Below are 15,324 nucleotides of genomic sequence, written 5' to 3' on the forward strand. Positions count from 1 at the left end.
GATGCCGCCTGATGAATGAGGAACGATCCGCAGCAGCCTTTCTGGCCGCTGTGGGAAAACTCCAGCAATCGTCTCCAGCGCTGACGGCAACGGGAGCAGCAATCCTACTTGCGATCCATAAGGACATCGCCACCGATAGCCGCAGCATCGCCAACCGGCTGGGGCTTGCGCACGCCCTCGTTCTGCGCGAAATCACTAGCCTGTCGCCCCGCTTCCTGCGGGTGACGAAACGCGATGCCCGCACCCAGCGCAGCTTTCTGGAGGCAACCGGGGAAGGACAGGCGCTTGCCGCCTCATCCTCGCAGATTTGAACGAAGGAGCATTCCTTGGCAATCAGGCCGATCCTGCCCTACCCCCACGCCGGTCTTTCAGGGATCTGCGCGCCGGTTCTGGCTTTTGACGATCATCTGCGGGAACTGGTCACGGATCTGATCGACACGATGCGCGCCGCCCCCGGCGTCGGCATCACGGCGGCCCATATCGGCGTGATGCAGCGCGTCTTCGTGCTCGAATTGACGCCGGGAACCGTCCTGACCTACATCAATCCCGAAATCACCAGCCAATCTCCACAGACCATGCGGCATGTGGAAGGCAGCGTGTCGATGCCGGGCTTTACCGACGAGGTGGAGCGGCCTTCCACGGTGGAGGTGAGGTTTCAGGATATAACTGGCGCGGAACACGCCGAGACCACCGAAGGCTTCCACGCCATCTGCATCCAGCACGAGATCGACCAGCTTGACGGCATCTTTTGGCTGAAGCGCCTCTCCAAGCTGAAGCGCGACCGACTGGTGAAGAAATGGGAAAAATCCCGAAAGCCGTAACGGTCAGCCGGTTATCGACAGCGCAAATTCCGCATTGCCCTTCAGCGTATTGCTGACGGTACAGATATGCTCCGCCATGTGAGCGATTGCGGCACGGGTCGCTTCATCGAAACCGCCCGTAATCTCGATCCTGATCTCGAAACGAAGAATACGATACGGCTCGTCGGCGGATTTTTCCCCTGACACGTCAACGGCAACACCTTCGAAACCGTCAAGCACGCCCAACCGGCTTGCCGCAATCCGGGCGCTCAGCGCAAGGCAGGCGGCAAGCGACGAGTAAAGAAGATCGATCGGGTTGAAGCCCGGCTCCGAGACACCGGTCACGATCTCCAGAACACCGCCGGTCACCGTCGAGATCATCGGCCGGCCAAGCCGGCCGACTTTTGCCGTTGCGCCCACCGGTCTCAATTTCACTTTTGCACCATCCACCATCAAGAGAATCCAAATTTAATCGCGCGCAACCAACCGCATGGAACAAAAAACCGTCTGGCGCTTTTTATTCACACGACGGTGAACGACCGTTGAACCTTTATTTTACAGGGAGCTGGGACATATGGTTACATCTACGCTCGTCAGCATTCTCATCACCTTTCTGGTGATCGTGCTCGTCTTGTGGCTCATCGCGCGACTGCCGGTCGGCGGCGGCGCAAAACAGATCGCCCAGGTGATCGTCATCATCATCGGCATTATTTCGCTACTGAAATATCTCGCCGTATTCTGATGTCCCGGCGGAGCAAAACGCAAAAGGCGGCGAAAGCCGCCTTTTTTGCGCAGTTTTCACGGGCCTGATCGCTACTGGCGAGGTTCGAACTGAAAGGCTTTCTTGACGGTAATGTCCCGGACGCTGCCAATGCCGAGAAACGGCGTATTATCAGTATCGAAAATCGCCCTGCCCTTCGCCACGATCCACCGGCTCGAACCATCAGGCAGATGAACCTTGTAACGCTGGTCGAAAAATACCGCTGTCGTGATGCTCTCAAAAATTGCCTTCGCCACCTGATCGCGCATTTCGACATCGATTCTCTCGAGAATCTCCTCGATCGTCACCCCGCGTGACGCAACCTCTTGGGAGAAACCATGACATTCCGCGGTGACCGCATCCATGATCAGCCGGTTATCGGAAATGCTCCACATGTAATAGCCAAGCGCATTGTCTGAATCCGTCTTGTCCCCCAGCACGAAAACCTCCAGACATTTTTTCCTTACAAAAGCTAACATCAGACCTCTAATATTCCACCCCTTGTTTTTGTAGGGTCGAACGGCAAGCCACCAGAGCGTGCATTGATATCCACCGAAATTTATTGATGGTCTGATCCGGATGCCCGTCCGAAGGACCGATAAATTTCGAAGGCATATCGCAAAGTCAAAAGCCTGCTCCTACATAATCCAGCGACGAAATTTCAAAGGAGGCCAATATGCGACAAACCACTCTCGCTTTCGGATTGCTGATTGTGACTGTCGCTCTCACGGGATGCCAAACGTGGGAGAGCCCATATCGCGGAAGCGGATGGCGGATGGATCAGGTCATGGATGGCGACCCTTATCGCGTCGGCGACGGCAACCATCAGGAGAACGGAACGGCATCGAATATCATTCGGCGCTAAACCACAACCAATATGCCCGGGTGGCGGCAATCCATGATTTGCCGCCCCGAAACTCAATGACATAGTTGTGGAGAAAATCACGTCGGCATGGCCGGGGCTTGGTCCATTCCGGTCCAACGAGCCTGTCGGCTTGCAGGAAGCCAGGAGCTAACCGATTGGCTGAAAAAGAAAAAACCCGCCGAAGCGGGTTTCTTTGGTGCGGTCGAGAAGACTCGAACTTCCACGGGTTGCCCCACAGCGACCTCAACGCTGCGCGTCTACCAATTCCGCCACGACCGCATCGTGGTAGGCGTCGACTTGCGCCGACGGGGGTGCATGTAGCAAAAGGATTTTGGGTGCACAAGAGCGTCGTGACAGTTTTTTGAAATTAAAAATCGCACTGCACCATCCTATATGCAGGAAGCCCGGAAATGCTGGGGTTGCGGCCTTGTCGTCATTTTGCGAGAAGGCTGTGGAAAGGACTTTTTCATGCTCACACGCACGGATATCGAGACAAATATGTTCCCGGCCGCCGGATCAGCGCCCGTTCGCTGGCGAATCTCGGATGGTCTTGTTCCTTACGGGCAGGCTATCGAGGAGATGGAGCGTGAGGTTGCCGCTATCGCCGCCGGCGAGGCCGACGAACTCGTCTGGCTGCTGGAGCATCCTCCGCTTTATACCGCCGGCACCAGTGCCGATGTGGCCGACCTCATCGAGCCGGACCGTTTTCCCGTCTTCGCCACGGGTCGCGGCGGCGAATACACCTATCATGGCCCCGGCCAACGGGTTGTCTACGTCATGCTCGACCTGAAACGCCGCCGGCAGGATGTCCGCGCCTATGTGGCGGCGCTGGAGGATGTCATCATCCGCACGCTCGACAAGATGAATGTCCGCGGCGAGCGGCGCGAGGATCGCGTCGGTGTCTGGGTCAGACGGCCGGAAAAACCCCTTCTGCCGGATGGCGGCATGGCCGAGGACAAGATCGCAGCACTCGGCATCCGTCTGCGCAAATGGGTGAGCTTTCACGGGCTGTCGATCAATGTGGATCCCGACCTCTCGCATTTCTCCGGGATCGTTCCCTGCGGCATCAGCGCCTATGGCGTCACCAGCCTTGTCGATCTCGGATTGCCGGTTATGATCGGCGACGTCGACGTTCTGCTGCGTGAGGCCTTCGAGGAGGTTTTCGGCCCGGCAGTGCCCGAAACCGGCGCAGGCGGCTGATCCTACCGCAACCTTTGTCGCAGGCCGGTGTTTGATGCATCGATCACCACAACAGGAGGAACGACCATGTTCACAACCTCCGCCTATGCCTGCGATGACGGTTCTTCGCCGATGAAGCTCGCGACCATCAAGCGCCGCGATCCCGGTCCGCGCGATGTCGAAATCGAGATCGAATTCTGTGGCGTCTGCCACTCGGATATCCACACGGCCCGCAGCGAATGGCCTGGCTCCCTGTACCCCTGCGTTCCCGGCCATGAAATCGTCGGCCGCGTCGGTCGGGTGGGATCGCAGGTCACCCGGTTCAAGACGGGTGAACGCGTCGGTGTCGGCTGTATCGTCGATAGCTGCCGCGAATGCGCAAGCTGCGCCGAAGGGCTGGAGCAATATTGCGAAAACGGCATGACCGGCACCTATAACTCCCCGGACAAGGCGATGGGCGGCGGCGCGCATACGCTTGGCGGCTATTCCGCCCATGTGGTCGTGGATGACCGCTATGTGCTCAATATTCCCGAAGGGCTCGATCCGGCAGCCGCAGCACCGCTGCTCTGCGCGGGTATCACCACCTATTCGCCGCTGCGCCACTGGAATGCTGGTCCCGGCAAGCGGGTCGGTGTGGTCGGTCTGGGCGGCCTCGGCCATATGGCCGTCAAGCTTGCCAATGCCATGGGTGCAACCGTCGTCATGATCACCACCTCGCCCGGCAAGGCGGAAGACGCGAAAAAGCTCGGCGCGCATGAGGTGATCGTTTCCCGCGATGCGGAGCAGATGAAGAAGGCTGCTTCCAGCCTCGATCTCATCATCGATGCTGTCGCCGCCGACCACGACATCGACGCCTATCTGGCGCTACTGAAACGCGATGGCGCGCTGGTGCAGGTGGGGGCGCCGGAAAAGCCGCTCTCGGTGATGGCTTTCAGCCTCATCCCCGGCCGCAAGACCTTTGCCGGCTCGATGATCGGCGGCATTCCCGAGACCCAGGAAATGCTGGATTTCTGCGCCGAAAAAGGCATCGCCGCCGAAATCGAGATGATCGATATCGATCAGATCAACGACGCTTATGAACGCATGATAAAAAGCGATGTGCGTTATCGTTTCGTCATTGATATGAAGAGCCTGCCGCGCCAGAAGGCCGCCTGACCTCTGGAAGGGGGCGACCTTGCAGGCGTCCCCTCTCCCGTTAGACCTACTGGTCGAAAGCGTAGCCTGACCCATGACCAGCCAGACCGGTTTCAACGACATCGCCAAGGGCATGACCATCATGGCGGGTTGCATGCTTGTGCTGCCGGTCATGGACGCGATCGCCAAATACATGGCGGTCAGCGGCGGCATGTCGCCGGCGCAGGTGACCTTCTACCGATTCTTTTTTCAGGTCCTGTGCACCCTGCCGCTGCTGCTGGTGGTGTCACCCGGGGCCCTGTTCAGAGCCAAACGGCCATGGATGAACTGCCTGCGCGGCGTGCTGCACGCCTCCGCCAGCCTGATGTTCTTCGCCGCCGTCAAATACATGCCGCTTGCCGATGTCTTCGCGATCTATTTCGTCGAGCCTTTCATGCTGACAATGATGTCGGCTCTCTTTCTCGGCGACAAGGTGGGCTGGAAGCGCTGGACGGCGATCGTGGTGGGTTTCGGCGGCGCGCTGATCGTCATCCAGCCGAGTTTCGAAATCTTCGGCTGGACCTCGCTTCTGCCGGTCGCCTGCGCGTTTTTCTATACGCTTTATCTGTTCCTGAACCGCGCCATCGGTGATGCCGACAGCCCGCTTGTGATGCAGACCATGTCCGGCATCGCCGGCACGCTGTTCATGGCCGCTGCACTTTTTATCGGCGATGCTCTTGGAGACAAGGACTTTGTCGTCTCGCTTCCGCAATCCTCCTTCGCGCTTGTCCTGCTGGTTCTGCTGGGATCGATATCCGGCTACATGCACCTGCTGATCGTCAGGGCCTTCCGGCTGGCGCCGCTGTCTTTGCTGGCGCCATTCCAGTATTTCGAGATCATCTCGGCGACGATTCTCGGTTATGCGCTGTTTTCGGATTTTCCCACCCCATCGAAATGGCTCGGCATCCTCATCATCGTCGCATCCGGCCTCTTCATCATCTGGCGCGAGCGCCAGCAGCCCGCCTCCACCCCGCCGCTCGACGGACAATGACAGGGACGCGCTTCAGGTACCTGATGGCAGCGGCCCTTCATCGTGATGATCCTGCGCCTCCACGAGGCTGCCAAGCAGCCACAGCGAAACCTCGGCGGCCTCTCCGGCAGATTTGAAGCGGTATGAGCCGCTATATTTGGGCATATCGAAGAAGGTGACGACAAAACCGTCGCCGGTTTCCAGGCTCTCAACCCGGATGCGCTCGGGATCGATCATCACACAGACATAGTGGGACCCCATATTGCGCATGAAACCGGCCTTGTTGTCATGCAGCCGCACGAAAGCCGCGGCGCCATCGGCCGTCATATGCAGGCTTCTGATCGCCTCATTGGGAAAAGCACGGGCGAAATCCATGATCGCCTGCCCAACATCGTGGCTGCTATCCTCTTCGGTCGCCCGCGACATGCGCCAGGCATAAACGGCAAAGACCGAAAGCAGCACGAAAACGATAATCCAGATCGCCAAATTCATCCGGGACGCTCCCTCAGTACCGAAACCCCTCGATTCGCGACTCGAAACGACACGAACCCGATCTGGGTTCATAAAGATCGAGGCTTGCGTGAAGTGTGGCTCCCGGTGACAGGCGCCCTGTGATCAGAAACGCTTGAGGAAAGAGGCCTTCGCAAGCAGCCATTGCCGGCGAAGCTGCGACAATTGCAGATCGCCGTCGAATACCCCTGCGCCCGCCTTTCTGGCGGCAGAGATGACCGGGCCGGACAGAGCGACGGGCAGATAGGCGGCAAAGAGATTTTTCGAGATCGTCGCGCGTCTTGCCTTCTCGATATGATCGAGCGCATGGGCAGCAAAAATTTCCACCGCGATGCCGATACGCTGCCTGTCCCGACCCGCAAGAAAAGTTTCACGATCGAGACCAGCCGCCGCCAGCATGTCGGCGGGAATATAGACCTGTCCGCGACGCCGATGGAGCGGCATGAGCAGCAGCATGCCGGCCATGGCCTGGGCCACGCCCGCATGTCCCGCCGCTTCCGCGCTTTGAGCGGCATCCTCAGCCGAATGCACGAGGCTTGCGAGCTGGATCAGCGCCGAGGCGGTTTCGCCGGCATAGCCCTCAAGCGCATTACGATCCTCGAAGAGATCGTCATAAAGATCGAAGATACGTGCCTCGATCATATTGCCAAGCACCGGGCGCGGCAGGCGATATTGCTCGATCGTGGTCATAAGCGCTGCGGCCACCGGATGAGACTGGCTGTCACCGTGCGGATTGCCGTCAATAAGGTCACGCCACCATTGCATGCGCACCTCACCCGGCAGCGCCTCGCGCACGGAATCGCGGATGCGGGCGATTTCGGCATTGAATGCATAGAGCGCCGCCAGGGCATTGCGCTTGTCGGCAGGCGACAGAAGGCAGGCGAGATAGCGGTCACGATCAGTGTCGCGCAGCGTCGCGAGGCAGACATCGAGATTTTCTGTGGGTTCCATGGTTCCCCGCGCGCGAAACGCCCTCAGCCTTCGACGGCAATCAGCGCCGCGGCGACGGCACGCGATTCCGAAAGCATGATATTATAGGTACGGACGGCAGCACCCGTGCTCATCGGGTCAACCGAAATACCCGCCTCCTTAAAGGCCGTACGCAATTCTTTCGGCAGGACCCGCATGCCGTCACCCGTGCCGATCAGCAGCACTTCGATATCCTGCGCTTCCGCCAGAACCTTTTCGAAATGCCCGATGGTCAATTCTTTCGGATCAACGGGCTCCCACCCGTAAATGCCCGAAGGCAAAAGCAGAAGAGAGCCACGATGTGACATGTCGGCAAAGCGGAAGCCGCCATTGCCATAGGCATCGAGGGGCGCCCGGCCGGGAAAATGGGCCGGGCGTATTTCGATCCCGCCGGCCATCAGACGGCAGGCTTGCCGCCGATGGCATTGGTTTTGTCGTTCTTCTCGTCTTCCGCATCCTTGCTGTCAGGACGCAGCTTGAAGGCGATCAGCACCGGAGCGGCAATGTAAAGCGACGAGAACACGCCGATACCGACACCGAACAGCATGGCGAAGGTGAAGGAACGGATGACTTCGCCACCGAAGAGATACAGCGACAGAAGGGCCAGAAGGACCGTCAGACCGGTGAGGATCGTACGCGAAAGCGTCTGGTTCAGCGACGCGTCGATAATCATCGGGAGCGGCATCTTTTTATAACGCCTGAGGTTTTCGCGGATACGGTCATAGATGACGACGGTGTCGTTCAGCGAATAACCGATGATCGTCAGGATCGCCGCGATACTGGTGAGGTTGAACTCTATCCCCAGGAACACGAACAGGCCGATGGTGAAGACCACGTCATGCACCATCGAGATGACCGCGCCGAGCGCAAACTGCCACTCGAAACGCACCCAGATGTAAACCATGATCGCGCTCATCGCGAGCAGGATGCCGATCGTGGAGGTGAAGGTCAGGTCACCCGACACGGCCGGGCCGACAACTTCAACGCGGCGGAAATCGTAGTTGGCTTCAAGTTCGCCGCGTACCAGGGTGATGGCCGACTGCTCGGCATTTTCGCCGCCGTCCTGCGCCTGGATGCGGATGAGAACATCCTGCGGCGTGCCGAAGTTCTGCGCCTGGATTTCACCGAGGTTCAGCTGGTTCAGGCGATCACGAATATCGGCGAGATCGGCGTCACCCTGCTTGGCGCGCACTTCGATGACCGAGCCACCCTGGAAATCGATGCCGAGGTTCAGACCCTTTGTCACGAAACCGCCGATGCAGGCGAGCATGATCGCACCAGTGATCATGAACACAACGCGGCGATAGCGCATGAAGGGAATATCGCGTCCGTCGAACATGGCGGTGCGAACACCCTTCGGCAGGTGCTTCGGACGGCTGCGGCGAACCCAGTAGCCGAACATCCATGCCGTCAGCGTATAGGCGGTGAAGACGGTGGTGATGATACCGACCGCAAGCGTAACGGCGAAGCCCTTGACCGGACCGGTGCCCATGTAGAACAGCACGCTCGCCACGATCAGCGTCGTCAGGTTGGCGTCGATAATCGTCGCAAAGGCGCGTGTGAAGCCGTTATCCAGCGACTGGATCAGCGGCTTTCCGCTCTTCACCTCTTCGCGTATGCGCTCGTAGATCAGAACGTTGGAGTCCACCGCCATGCCGATGGTCAGAACGATACCGGCAATACCTGGTAGCGTAAGCGTCGATCCGATCACACTGAGGACAGCGAGCAGCATGACGATGTTGACGATGAGCGCGATATTCGCCAGCAGGCCGAAAAAGCCATAGAAAACGAACATGAAGATAAGGACGCCGACCGCGCCGATGGCGCTTGCCACCAGACCGGCGGTGATGGAGTCGTTACCAAGGCTCGGGCCGACGGTGCGTTCCTCAACCACGGTCAGCGTGGCAGGCAGTGCGCCTGCGCGCAGGAGAACGGCGAGGTCGTTGGCGCCCTGCACCGAGAAACTTCCGGAGATCTGTCCGGAACCGCCGATGATCGGCTCACGGATCACAGGCGCGGAAATCACCTGATTGTCGAGCACGATGGCGAAAGGCTTGCCGACATTCTGCTGTGTCGCCTGCGCGAAGCGCTGTGCGCCACGGCTGTCGAAGCGGAAGGTGACGACGGGTTCGTTAGTCTGCTGGTTGAAGCTTGCCTGCGCATCGACGAGATTGTCGCCGGATACGAGCGCGCGACGCTCCACCAGATAGGGAACCGGCGGATCGTCCTGCGAATAAAGAACTTCCGAGGTCGCGGGCGGACGGCCGTTCATCGCCTCCTGCACCGGCATTGTCGTGTCGACCATGCGGAAGGAAAGCTTTGCCGTCTGGTTGAGAAGCGATTTCAGGCGCTGCGGATCCTGAAGACCCGGCACCTGCACGATGATGCGGTCGGAACCCTGACGCTGGATGAGCGGCTCGGTGGTGCCGACTTCGTCAACGCGGCGGCGCACGACTTCGATGGACTGCGATACGGCCGAGGACAGGCGGTAATCGATGCCCGCATCCGAAAGGTTGAGACGCAGCAGGTTGTCGCCGCCGTCGCTCATCGTCACTTCCGTAATGGAACCACCGACCAGCGTGCCGGCGGACACCGGTAACGTCAGATCGCGAAGCGCGGTCTTGGCCGCTTCCATCTGGGCGGGATCGCTGATGCGGACCTGGACCTGCTGGCCGTTGCCGGTCAGGCCAGAATAGCGGATATTGGCGTCGCGAAGCTGCGTGCGCACATCGCCCACGATCGTTTCAAGCCGTTCCTTGACGATGTCGGAACGCTCGATCTTGAGCATGATGTGCGAGCCGCCCTGAAGGTCGAGACCGAGCGTTACCTTGTTGTCCTTGTACCAGGCAGGCATGCCCTCCAGCTGTTTGTCCGTAAACAGGTTGGGAGAGGCGATGAAGACGCTTGCCAGCACAAGCAGCCAGATGAAGACTGTTTTCCAACGGGAAAAATGAAGCATTTCGATCTCGGTCAAGGTTGGGGGTCGCGCGGATAGCGCAACCCGTCAAAATTCGGAAGCAGGCATCGGTTATCCGGCAGGATCAGGAAGCGGCTTCCGTCTTGACCACTTCGCCCTTCACGCGCACTTCGGCGATATAAGCGCGAGCGGCACGGATTTTCACGCCTTCGGCGATTTCGACTTCGAGTTCATTGTCGTCGATGACCTTGGTCACCTTGCCAACGATGCCGCCGCCGAGAACGACCTGATCGCCACGGCGAATATTGGTCAGCGTTTCCTGGCGCTTCTTCATCTGTGCGCGCTGCGGACGGATGAGGAAAAAGTACCAGACGACCATAAGCGGCGCAAACAGGAAAAGCATTTCCAGGCCGGAACCGAAGGCCGATGCGCCGCCCGCTGCGTCCTGGGCAAAAGCTTGACTAATGAACATATAAAACTCCTCAACGATTACGGCACGACCTCGTATGCCGCCCCAGCTTTCAAGCCGCCGGAATATAGTGGGGAACGCCGGGATTGCAACAGATGCAGGGCCCTCGCCGTACCGATTCCGGACCTCTTAACCTTTATGGTGCGGAAACACCATGCTAGGCCGGGCGCAAAACAGAGTTTTGAACACCAGACAAGCGGAAGAAACACCATGATTCGAGAAGAAACGGCCTCCCTGCTTCTTTCAGAACTGCGCCGGCTCACCAACGCCGTTGAACGGCTGGCCGGACCGGCGCCCGCCGTAAACGACTGGAATGCGGCGGATTGTTTCGTCTGGACCCCGGTGAATTCTTTCCTTCAGCCGGTTGCCCGCCCCAACCGCATCGCGTTGAAACTCATTCGCGGCGTCGATCATGTGCGTGATATCCTGCACGAAAACACGCTGCGTTTCGCGGAAGGTTTCGCCGCCAACAATGTGCTCCTGTGGGGCGCACGTGGCATGGGAAAATCCTCGCTGGTCAAGGCCGTTCACGAAGATGTGCGCGCCGCGAGCGGCGTTTCCCTGAAGCTGGTGGAAGTGCACCGCGAGGACATCCACACCCTGCCCGCTTTGCTGGATATATTGAAGGCCTCCGCCCAACTCGTCATCGTTTTCTGCGACGACCTCTCCTTCGACCATGACGACACGGCCTATAAGTCGCTGAAGGCGGCACTCGACGGCGGCATCGAAGGGCGGCCGGACAACGTGCTGTTTTACGCCACCTCCAATCGCCGCCACCTTCTGCCGCGCCACATGATGGAGAACGAGCAGTCGACCGCCATCAATCCTTCGGAAGCGGTCGAGGAAAAGGTATCGCTGTCAGACCGTTTCGGCCTGTGGCTCGGCTTCCACAAATGCGGTCAGGAAGACTATCTGACGATGATCGACAGCTATGCCGAGCATTTCGATCTGGGTCTCGACCGCGAGACCCTGCATCACGAAGCGCTGGAATGGGCGACGACCCGTGGCGGCCGCTCGGGCCGCGTGGCCTGGCAATATATTCAGGATGCCGCCGGCCGCCTCAGAAAACCGCTCGACAGATAACGCCACCGTGACATCAGGCGAAACGCGGTGTCGTTACGACCACACCGCGTGTCGTATTCCCGAACGCCCCATCTCCCGCCACATGATTTGCTGCATCCATGGAGTCACCTGCCCGCGGAGGAGCCGGCAGGCACAATGTTCAAACCATGGAGGAGATGGATATGAGCAGAAACAGAGGCGTCGTCTATATGCGGCCTGGCCAGGTCGAAGTCCGCGACATCGACGACCCGAAGCTTGAGGCGCCGGATGGTCGCCGCATCGAGCACGGCGTCATTCTCAAGGTGATTTCCACGAATATCTGCGGCTCCGACCAGCACATGGTGCGCGGCCGCACCACCGCGATGCCGGGCCTTGTCCTTGGCCATGAAATCACCGGTGAAGTCATCGAAAAAGGCATCGACGTCGAGATGCTGCAGGTCGGCGACATCGTCTCCGTGCCGTTCAACGTCGCCTGCGGCCGTTGCCGCTGCTGCAAATCGCAGGACACAGGCGTCTGCCTCACGGTAAATCCTGCCCGCGCCGGCGGCGCTTATGGTTATGTCGATATGGGCGGCTGGATCGGCGGGCAGGCCCGTTATGTCACGATCCCCTATGCCGATTTCAACCTTCTGAAATTCCCTGACCGCGATAAGGCGATGTCGAAGATCCGTGACCTCACCATGCTATCAGACATTCTGCCGACCGGCTTTCATGGAGCGGTCAAGGCGGGCGTCGGCGTCGGTTCCACGGTTTACGTCGCAGGCGCCGGCCCGGTCGGTCTTGCCGCTGCCGCCTCAGCCCGTATTCTGGGTGCGGCCGTCGTCATGGTCGGCGATTTCAACAAGGATCGCCTCGCCCACGCGGCAAGAGTAGGCTTTGAACCCGTCGATCTTTCCAAGGGCGACCGGCTGGGCGACATGATCGCCGAGATCGTCGGCACCAACGAGGTAGACAGCGCCATCGACGCCGTCGGCTTTGAAGCCCGCGGCCATTCCGGCGGCGAACAGCCGGCCATCGTTCTCAACCAGATGATGGAAATCACCCGCGCCGCCGGCTCCATCGGCATTCCCGGCCTTTACGTCACCGAAGACCCCGGCGCGGTCGATAATGCTGCCAAGCAGGGCGCCCTGTCGCTGCGCTTCGGCCTTGGCTGGGCGAAGGCTCAATCCTTCCACACCGGCCAGACACCGGTGCTGAAATATAACCGCCAGCTCATGCAGGCCATCCTGCACGACCGCCTGCCGATTGCTGATATCGTCAACGCCAAGATCATCGCGCTCGACGATGCCGTGCAGGGATATGAAAGCTTCGACCAGGGCGCGGCCACCAAGTTCGTGCTTGATCCGCATGGCGATCTCCTGAAGGCAGCCTAATTAACCGATAATTCCTCCAGGGAATGAAAGCGCGCCCGCGGCAACCTCGTCGCGGGCGTTTTTTGTCTCCATGTCTCCCACTGGAGATATTACGCTTCGCTTGTGGCAAGCGCTTCGAGCGCGGCGATGGCGTCCGCCGAGAGATAAGGCCTGAACAGGCTGGAGACCTGCTGCAGCCCCCATTCCAGTTGCTGCGGTCCAAATTCGCTGACACCTTCCTGCAGAGCGAGATAGGCGGCCCAATAGGTCGAGACGATCCACAGATTGGTCAAAACCGCATCGCGCTCGCTTTCGGGAATAGTCACCAGCCCCGCTTTCTGCATGCGCCCGATAATGTCTCCGACGGCAAGCCGCATCGCGGCGCTTATCGTCCTCACCGGCTCCACCAGCCCCGGCGCGAGCGCAAGCAGACCGACGAGATCGCGAAACAGAAAGCGGTAGTTCCACACCAGCGAGAACCATTGCCGCAGGAAACCGGCATAGGTTTCCGCCGCTCCCTTATCCGCCCCGTCGACGGTTGCGACCAATGCCACCGCATCGGCCTCGAAGCGCGCAAACAGGGCAAGAACCAGCAATTCCTTGGTACGGAAATGGTAATAGAGATTGCCTTCGTTGATCTTCACGGCTTCGGCAATCTCCGCCGTCGTCGCACGGTCCGGCCCCCGCCCGTTGAAGAGATCGAGAGCGACGTCCAGAATCCTGTCGCGCGTCAAAGTTCGAGCGCGCGCCGGTCGTTTCGCATCATTGCTCATTATCGAAATCGCATCCCGCTATTGAAATTTGAGGTATTCACCTTAACTTACCCAAAATAAGGTACACACCTTAACAGCAAGTTGTCATTGTTCAACGGGCATAAAGGACCAGCAGATGACCGAAACCGGCCTTCGCACCCCGTCCACCGATACGACCGGGCCGCAACGCGTATCGAAACTCGCCACGGCGCGTCTCGCCCTTTCCCTTATCCGCAATCCGTTGAAGGCATTGCCGCCAGAGATTTTCAGCGAACCGGTGGTCTTTAATCGCCTCGGCGGAATCATGCGTGTCCATCTGGCAGATCCCGTGCTGATCCACGAGGCTCTGGTGAAGAATGCCGCTCTGCTCGGCAAGGGGGAAGATGTACGCCGGGCACTAGGCCCCGCGCTTGGCCAGGGCCTTCTGACGGCCGACGGCGATCACTGGAAATGGCAAAGGCAATCCGTCGCGGCCGCCTTCCGCCATGAAAAGTTGCTGGAGTTGCTGCCCGTCATGATCGAGACGGCGCGACGTACGGAAACACGCTGGCGTTCGTCTTCCATCGCCGACGTCGATATCGGCCATGAAATGATGCGGACCACCTTCGACATCATCGTCGAAACCATGATGTCCGGCGGACATGGCATCGATACGGGCCGCGTGGAGCAGAGCATTACCGATTATCTGAAGCCGACCGGCTGGACCTTCGCGCTTGCCATGCTGGGTGCGCCGGAATGGTTGCCGCATCCGGGCAGGCGCAAGGCGCGCGCCGCGGTCGGTTACCTGCGCACCAGCCTTGCCACAGTGATTGCCGAACGAAGGCAGAACCCCACCGACAGGGCCGATCTCGTCTCCATGCTGCTGGAAGCCAGAGACCCGGAAACCGGCCGGATGATGAACGACACCGATATCGTCGACAATCTGCTGACCTTCATAACAGCTGGCCATGAAACGACCGCGCTCGGCCTTGCGTGGACATTTAACCTCCTGTCGCAAAACCCGGACGTGGAACGGAAAATCATCGAGGAAATCGAAACCGTTACCGCCGGCAAGCCGGTAACGGCGGAACATATCGCCAGCCTCGGCTACGTCAGGCAGGTGTTTTCTGAAGCAATGCGGCTTTACCCGCCTGCCCCCGTCATCACCCGCACCGCGCTGCAGGACTTCAGGCTCGGCGAACACGATATCCCGGCCGGAACCGTTCTTTATGTACCGATTTATGCCGTGCACCGGCACAAGACGCTGTGGGATGAGCCCGAACGCTTCGATCCGTCACGCTTCGAACCCGAGAAGGTGAAAGCACGCCATCGTTACGCCTATATGCCGTTTGGCGCCGGGCCGCGCGTCTGCATCGGCAATGCTTTCGCTGTTATGGAGGCTGTCGCGATCCTTGCCGTCATCCTGCAGACAAACCGTCTCGAAAACAAAACCATGGCATCGCCGGAGCCGCTGATGCGAGTGACATTGCGGCCGCAGGAGCGGCTGATGATGCAGATCACCCGGCGTCAAAACAAATCGCCCGCGGTGTAACCACCACGGGCGACT

General features: G+C 59.5%; 17 protein-coding genes and 1 tRNA gene. 9 read left to right on the top strand and 9 right to left on the bottom strand.

The features are described from left to right. Positions 1-11 precede the first annotated feature (11 nt). Positions 12-311: a hypothetical protein gene (locus O8B93_RS23340; protein WP_269712229.1), complete on the top strand. Its 300-nt coding sequence runs from the start codon at positions 12-14 to the stop codon at positions 309-311. A gap of 15 nt (positions 312-326) precedes the next feature. Further along, positions 327-821 (top strand): peptide deformylase, encoded by a 495-nt coding sequence (locus O8B93_RS23345; protein ID WP_269712230.1) that lies wholly within the window; start codon positions 327-329, stop codon positions 819-821. Positions 822-824: 3 nt separating this feature from the next. Here the strand turns inward: O8B93_RS23345 and O8B93_RS23350 are convergent, their stop codons facing one another. Next, on the bottom strand, positions 825-1,253 hold the full coding sequence (locus O8B93_RS23350) for an OsmC family protein (RefSeq protein ID WP_269712231.1): 429 nt from the start codon (positions 1,251-1,253) through the stop codon (positions 825-827). Between the two features lie 121 nt (positions 1,254-1,374). Between O8B93_RS23350 and O8B93_RS23355 the strand changes: the two genes are divergently transcribed. Beyond that, positions 1,375-1,542, top strand: coding sequence for a Thivi_2564 family membrane protein (locus O8B93_RS23355; RefSeq protein WP_003502827.1), 168 nt, complete (start codon positions 1,375-1,377; stop codon positions 1,540-1,542). 71 nt (positions 1,543-1,613) lie between these two features. On the opposite strand, the gene O8B93_RS23360 is transcribed toward O8B93_RS23355, so the two are convergent. Together O8B93_RS23360 and O8B93_RS23365 are read right to left on the bottom strand one after the other, a co-directional pair. After that, positions 1,614-2,039 carry a PAS domain-containing protein gene (locus tag O8B93_RS23360; protein WP_269712232.1) on the bottom strand — a complete coding sequence of 142 codons (426 nt, stop codon included), beginning with the start codon at positions 2,037-2,039 and terminating at the stop codon, positions 1,614-1,616. Between the two features lie 580 nt (positions 2,040-2,619). Then, positions 2,620-2,704: transfer RNA gene (locus O8B93_RS23365), tRNA-Leu, on the bottom strand. Between the two features lie 189 nt (positions 2,705-2,893). Between O8B93_RS23365 and lipB the strand changes: the two genes are divergently transcribed. From lipB to O8B93_RS23380, 3 genes are all read left to right on the top strand, one after another. Beyond that, positions 2,894-3,625 (top strand): lipoyl(octanoyl) transferase LipB, encoded by a 732-nt coding sequence (gene lipB / locus O8B93_RS23370; protein WP_269712233.1) that lies wholly within the window; start codon positions 2,894-2,896, stop codon positions 3,623-3,625. Between the two features lie 66 nt (positions 3,626-3,691). Then, positions 3,692-4,759: an NAD(P)-dependent alcohol dehydrogenase gene (locus O8B93_RS23375; RefSeq protein ID WP_174008456.1), complete on the top strand. Its 1,068-nt coding sequence runs from the start codon at positions 3,692-3,694 to the stop codon at positions 4,757-4,759. Positions 4,760-4,832: 73 nt separating this feature from the next. After that, complete coding sequence (locus tag O8B93_RS23380; protein WP_269712234.1) at positions 4,833-5,768, top strand: DMT family transporter; 936 nt, start codon at positions 4,833-4,835, stop codon at positions 5,766-5,768. Between the two features lie 12 nt (positions 5,769-5,780). Here O8B93_RS23380 and O8B93_RS23385 read toward each other — a convergent pair whose 3' ends face one another. The 5 genes from O8B93_RS23385 to yajC form a co-directional block, all read right to left on the bottom strand. Next, positions 5,781-6,239, bottom strand: coding sequence for a hypothetical protein (locus O8B93_RS23385; RefSeq protein ID WP_269712235.1), 459 nt, complete (start codon positions 6,237-6,239; stop codon positions 5,781-5,783). 123 nt (positions 6,240-6,362) lie between these two features. Then, entirely contained in the window at positions 6,363-7,208 is an 846-nt protein-coding gene (locus O8B93_RS23390) for a phytoene/squalene synthase family protein (RefSeq protein ID WP_269712236.1), read from the bottom strand. 23 nt (positions 7,209-7,231) lie between these two features. After that, complete coding sequence (locus tag O8B93_RS23395) at positions 7,232-7,624, bottom strand: Mth938-like domain-containing protein (protein ID WP_269712237.1); 393 nt, start codon at positions 7,622-7,624, stop codon at positions 7,232-7,234. Then, on the bottom strand, positions 7,624-10,185 hold the full coding sequence (gene secDF, locus O8B93_RS23400; RefSeq protein ID WP_269712238.1) for a protein translocase subunit SecDF: 2,562 nt from the start codon (positions 10,183-10,185) through the stop codon (positions 7,624-7,626). The genes O8B93_RS23395 and secDF overlap by 1 nt, the downstream gene beginning before the upstream one ends. Positions 10,186-10,267: 82 nt before the next feature. After that, entirely contained in the window at positions 10,268-10,615 is a 348-nt protein-coding gene (yajC, locus tag O8B93_RS23405) for a preprotein translocase subunit YajC (protein ID WP_003524964.1), read from the bottom strand. Positions 10,616-10,822: 207 nt separating this feature from the next. Between yajC and O8B93_RS23410 the strand changes: the two genes are divergently transcribed. Together O8B93_RS23410 and fdhA are read left to right on the top strand one after the other, a co-directional pair. Then, complete coding sequence (locus O8B93_RS23410; RefSeq protein ID WP_269712239.1) at positions 10,823-11,695, top strand: ATP-binding protein; 873 nt, start codon at positions 10,823-10,825, stop codon at positions 11,693-11,695. A 161-nt stretch (positions 11,696-11,856) separates the two neighbouring features. Beyond that, the gene (gene fdhA / locus O8B93_RS23415) at positions 11,857-13,047 is read left to right on the top strand and encodes a formaldehyde dehydrogenase, glutathione-independent (protein ID WP_269712240.1); all 1,191 of its coding nucleotides are present in this window, start codon (positions 11,857-11,859) and stop codon (positions 13,045-13,047) included. An 89-nt stretch (positions 13,048-13,136) separates the two neighbouring features. Here the strand turns inward: fdhA and O8B93_RS23420 are convergent, their stop codons facing one another. Beyond that, positions 13,137-13,799, bottom strand: a complete 663-nt coding sequence (locus O8B93_RS23420; RefSeq protein WP_269712241.1) for a TetR/AcrR family transcriptional regulator — start codon at positions 13,797-13,799, stop codon at positions 13,137-13,139. A gap of 115 nt (positions 13,800-13,914) precedes the next feature. Here O8B93_RS23420 and O8B93_RS23425 point away from each other — a divergent pair, with 115 nt between their 5' ends. Further along, positions 13,915-15,309 carry a cytochrome P450 gene (locus tag O8B93_RS23425; RefSeq protein ID WP_269712242.1) on the top strand — a complete coding sequence of 465 codons (1,395 nt, stop codon included), beginning with the start codon at positions 13,915-13,917 and terminating at the stop codon, positions 15,307-15,309. Positions 15,310-15,324 lie beyond the last annotated feature (15 nt).

It is taken from the genome of Martinezella rhizogenes (assembly GCF_027460065.1).
Taxonomy (GTDB): domain Bacteria; phylum Pseudomonadota; class Alphaproteobacteria; order Rhizobiales; family Rhizobiaceae; genus Agrobacterium; species Agrobacterium rhizogenes_C.

Bases quoted from the DNA above. Each gene is read 5' to 3' on its own strand.
- O8B93_RS23340 (WP_269712229.1), top strand. From the start codon at position 12: ATGAATGAGGAACGATCCGCAGCAGCCTTTCTGGCCGCTGTGGGAAAA.
- O8B93_RS23350 (WP_269712231.1), bottom strand. From the start codon at position 1,253: ATGGTGGATGGTGCAAAAGTGAAATTGAGACCGGTGGGCGCAACGGCA.
- O8B93_RS23355 (WP_003502827.1), top strand. From the start codon at position 1,375: ATGGTTACATCTACGCTCGTCAGCATTCTCATCACCTTTCTGGTGATC.
- O8B93_RS23360 (WP_269712232.1), bottom strand. From the start codon at position 2,039: ATGTTAGCTTTTGTAAGGAAAAAATGTCTGGAGGTTTTCGTGCTGGGG.
- lipB (WP_269712233.1), top strand. From the start codon at position 2,894: ATGCTCACACGCACGGATATCGAGACAAATATGTTCCCGGCCGCCGGA.
- O8B93_RS23375 (WP_174008456.1), top strand. From the start codon at position 3,692: ATGTTCACAACCTCCGCCTATGCCTGCGATGACGGTTCTTCGCCGATG.
- O8B93_RS23380 (WP_269712234.1), top strand. From the start codon at position 4,833: ATGACCAGCCAGACCGGTTTCAACGACATCGCCAAGGGCATGACCATC.
- O8B93_RS23385 (WP_269712235.1), bottom strand. From the start codon at position 6,239: ATGAATTTGGCGATCTGGATTATCGTTTTCGTGCTGCTTTCGGTCTTT.
- O8B93_RS23390 (WP_269712236.1), bottom strand. From the start codon at position 7,208: ATGGAACCCACAGAAAATCTCGATGTCTGCCTCGCGACGCTGCGCGAC.
- O8B93_RS23395 (WP_269712237.1), bottom strand. From the start codon at position 7,624: ATGGCCGGCGGGATCGAAATACGCCCGGCCCATTTTCCCGGCCGGGCG.
- secDF (WP_269712238.1), bottom strand. From the start codon at position 10,185: ATGCTTCATTTTTCCCGTTGGAAAACAGTCTTCATCTGGCTGCTTGTG.
- yajC (WP_003524964.1), bottom strand. From the start codon at position 10,615: ATGTTCATTAGTCAAGCTTTTGCCCAGGACGCAGCGGGCGGCGCATCG.
- O8B93_RS23410 (WP_269712239.1), top strand. From the start codon at position 10,823: ATGATTCGAGAAGAAACGGCCTCCCTGCTTCTTTCAGAACTGCGCCGG.
- fdhA (WP_269712240.1), top strand. From the start codon at position 11,857: ATGAGCAGAAACAGAGGCGTCGTCTATATGCGGCCTGGCCAGGTCGAA.
- O8B93_RS23420 (WP_269712241.1), bottom strand. From the start codon at position 13,799: ATGAGCAATGATGCGAAACGACCGGCGCGCGCTCGAACTTTGACGCGC.
- O8B93_RS23425 (WP_269712242.1), top strand. From the start codon at position 13,915: ATGACCGAAACCGGCCTTCGCACCCCGTCCACCGATACGACCGGGCCG.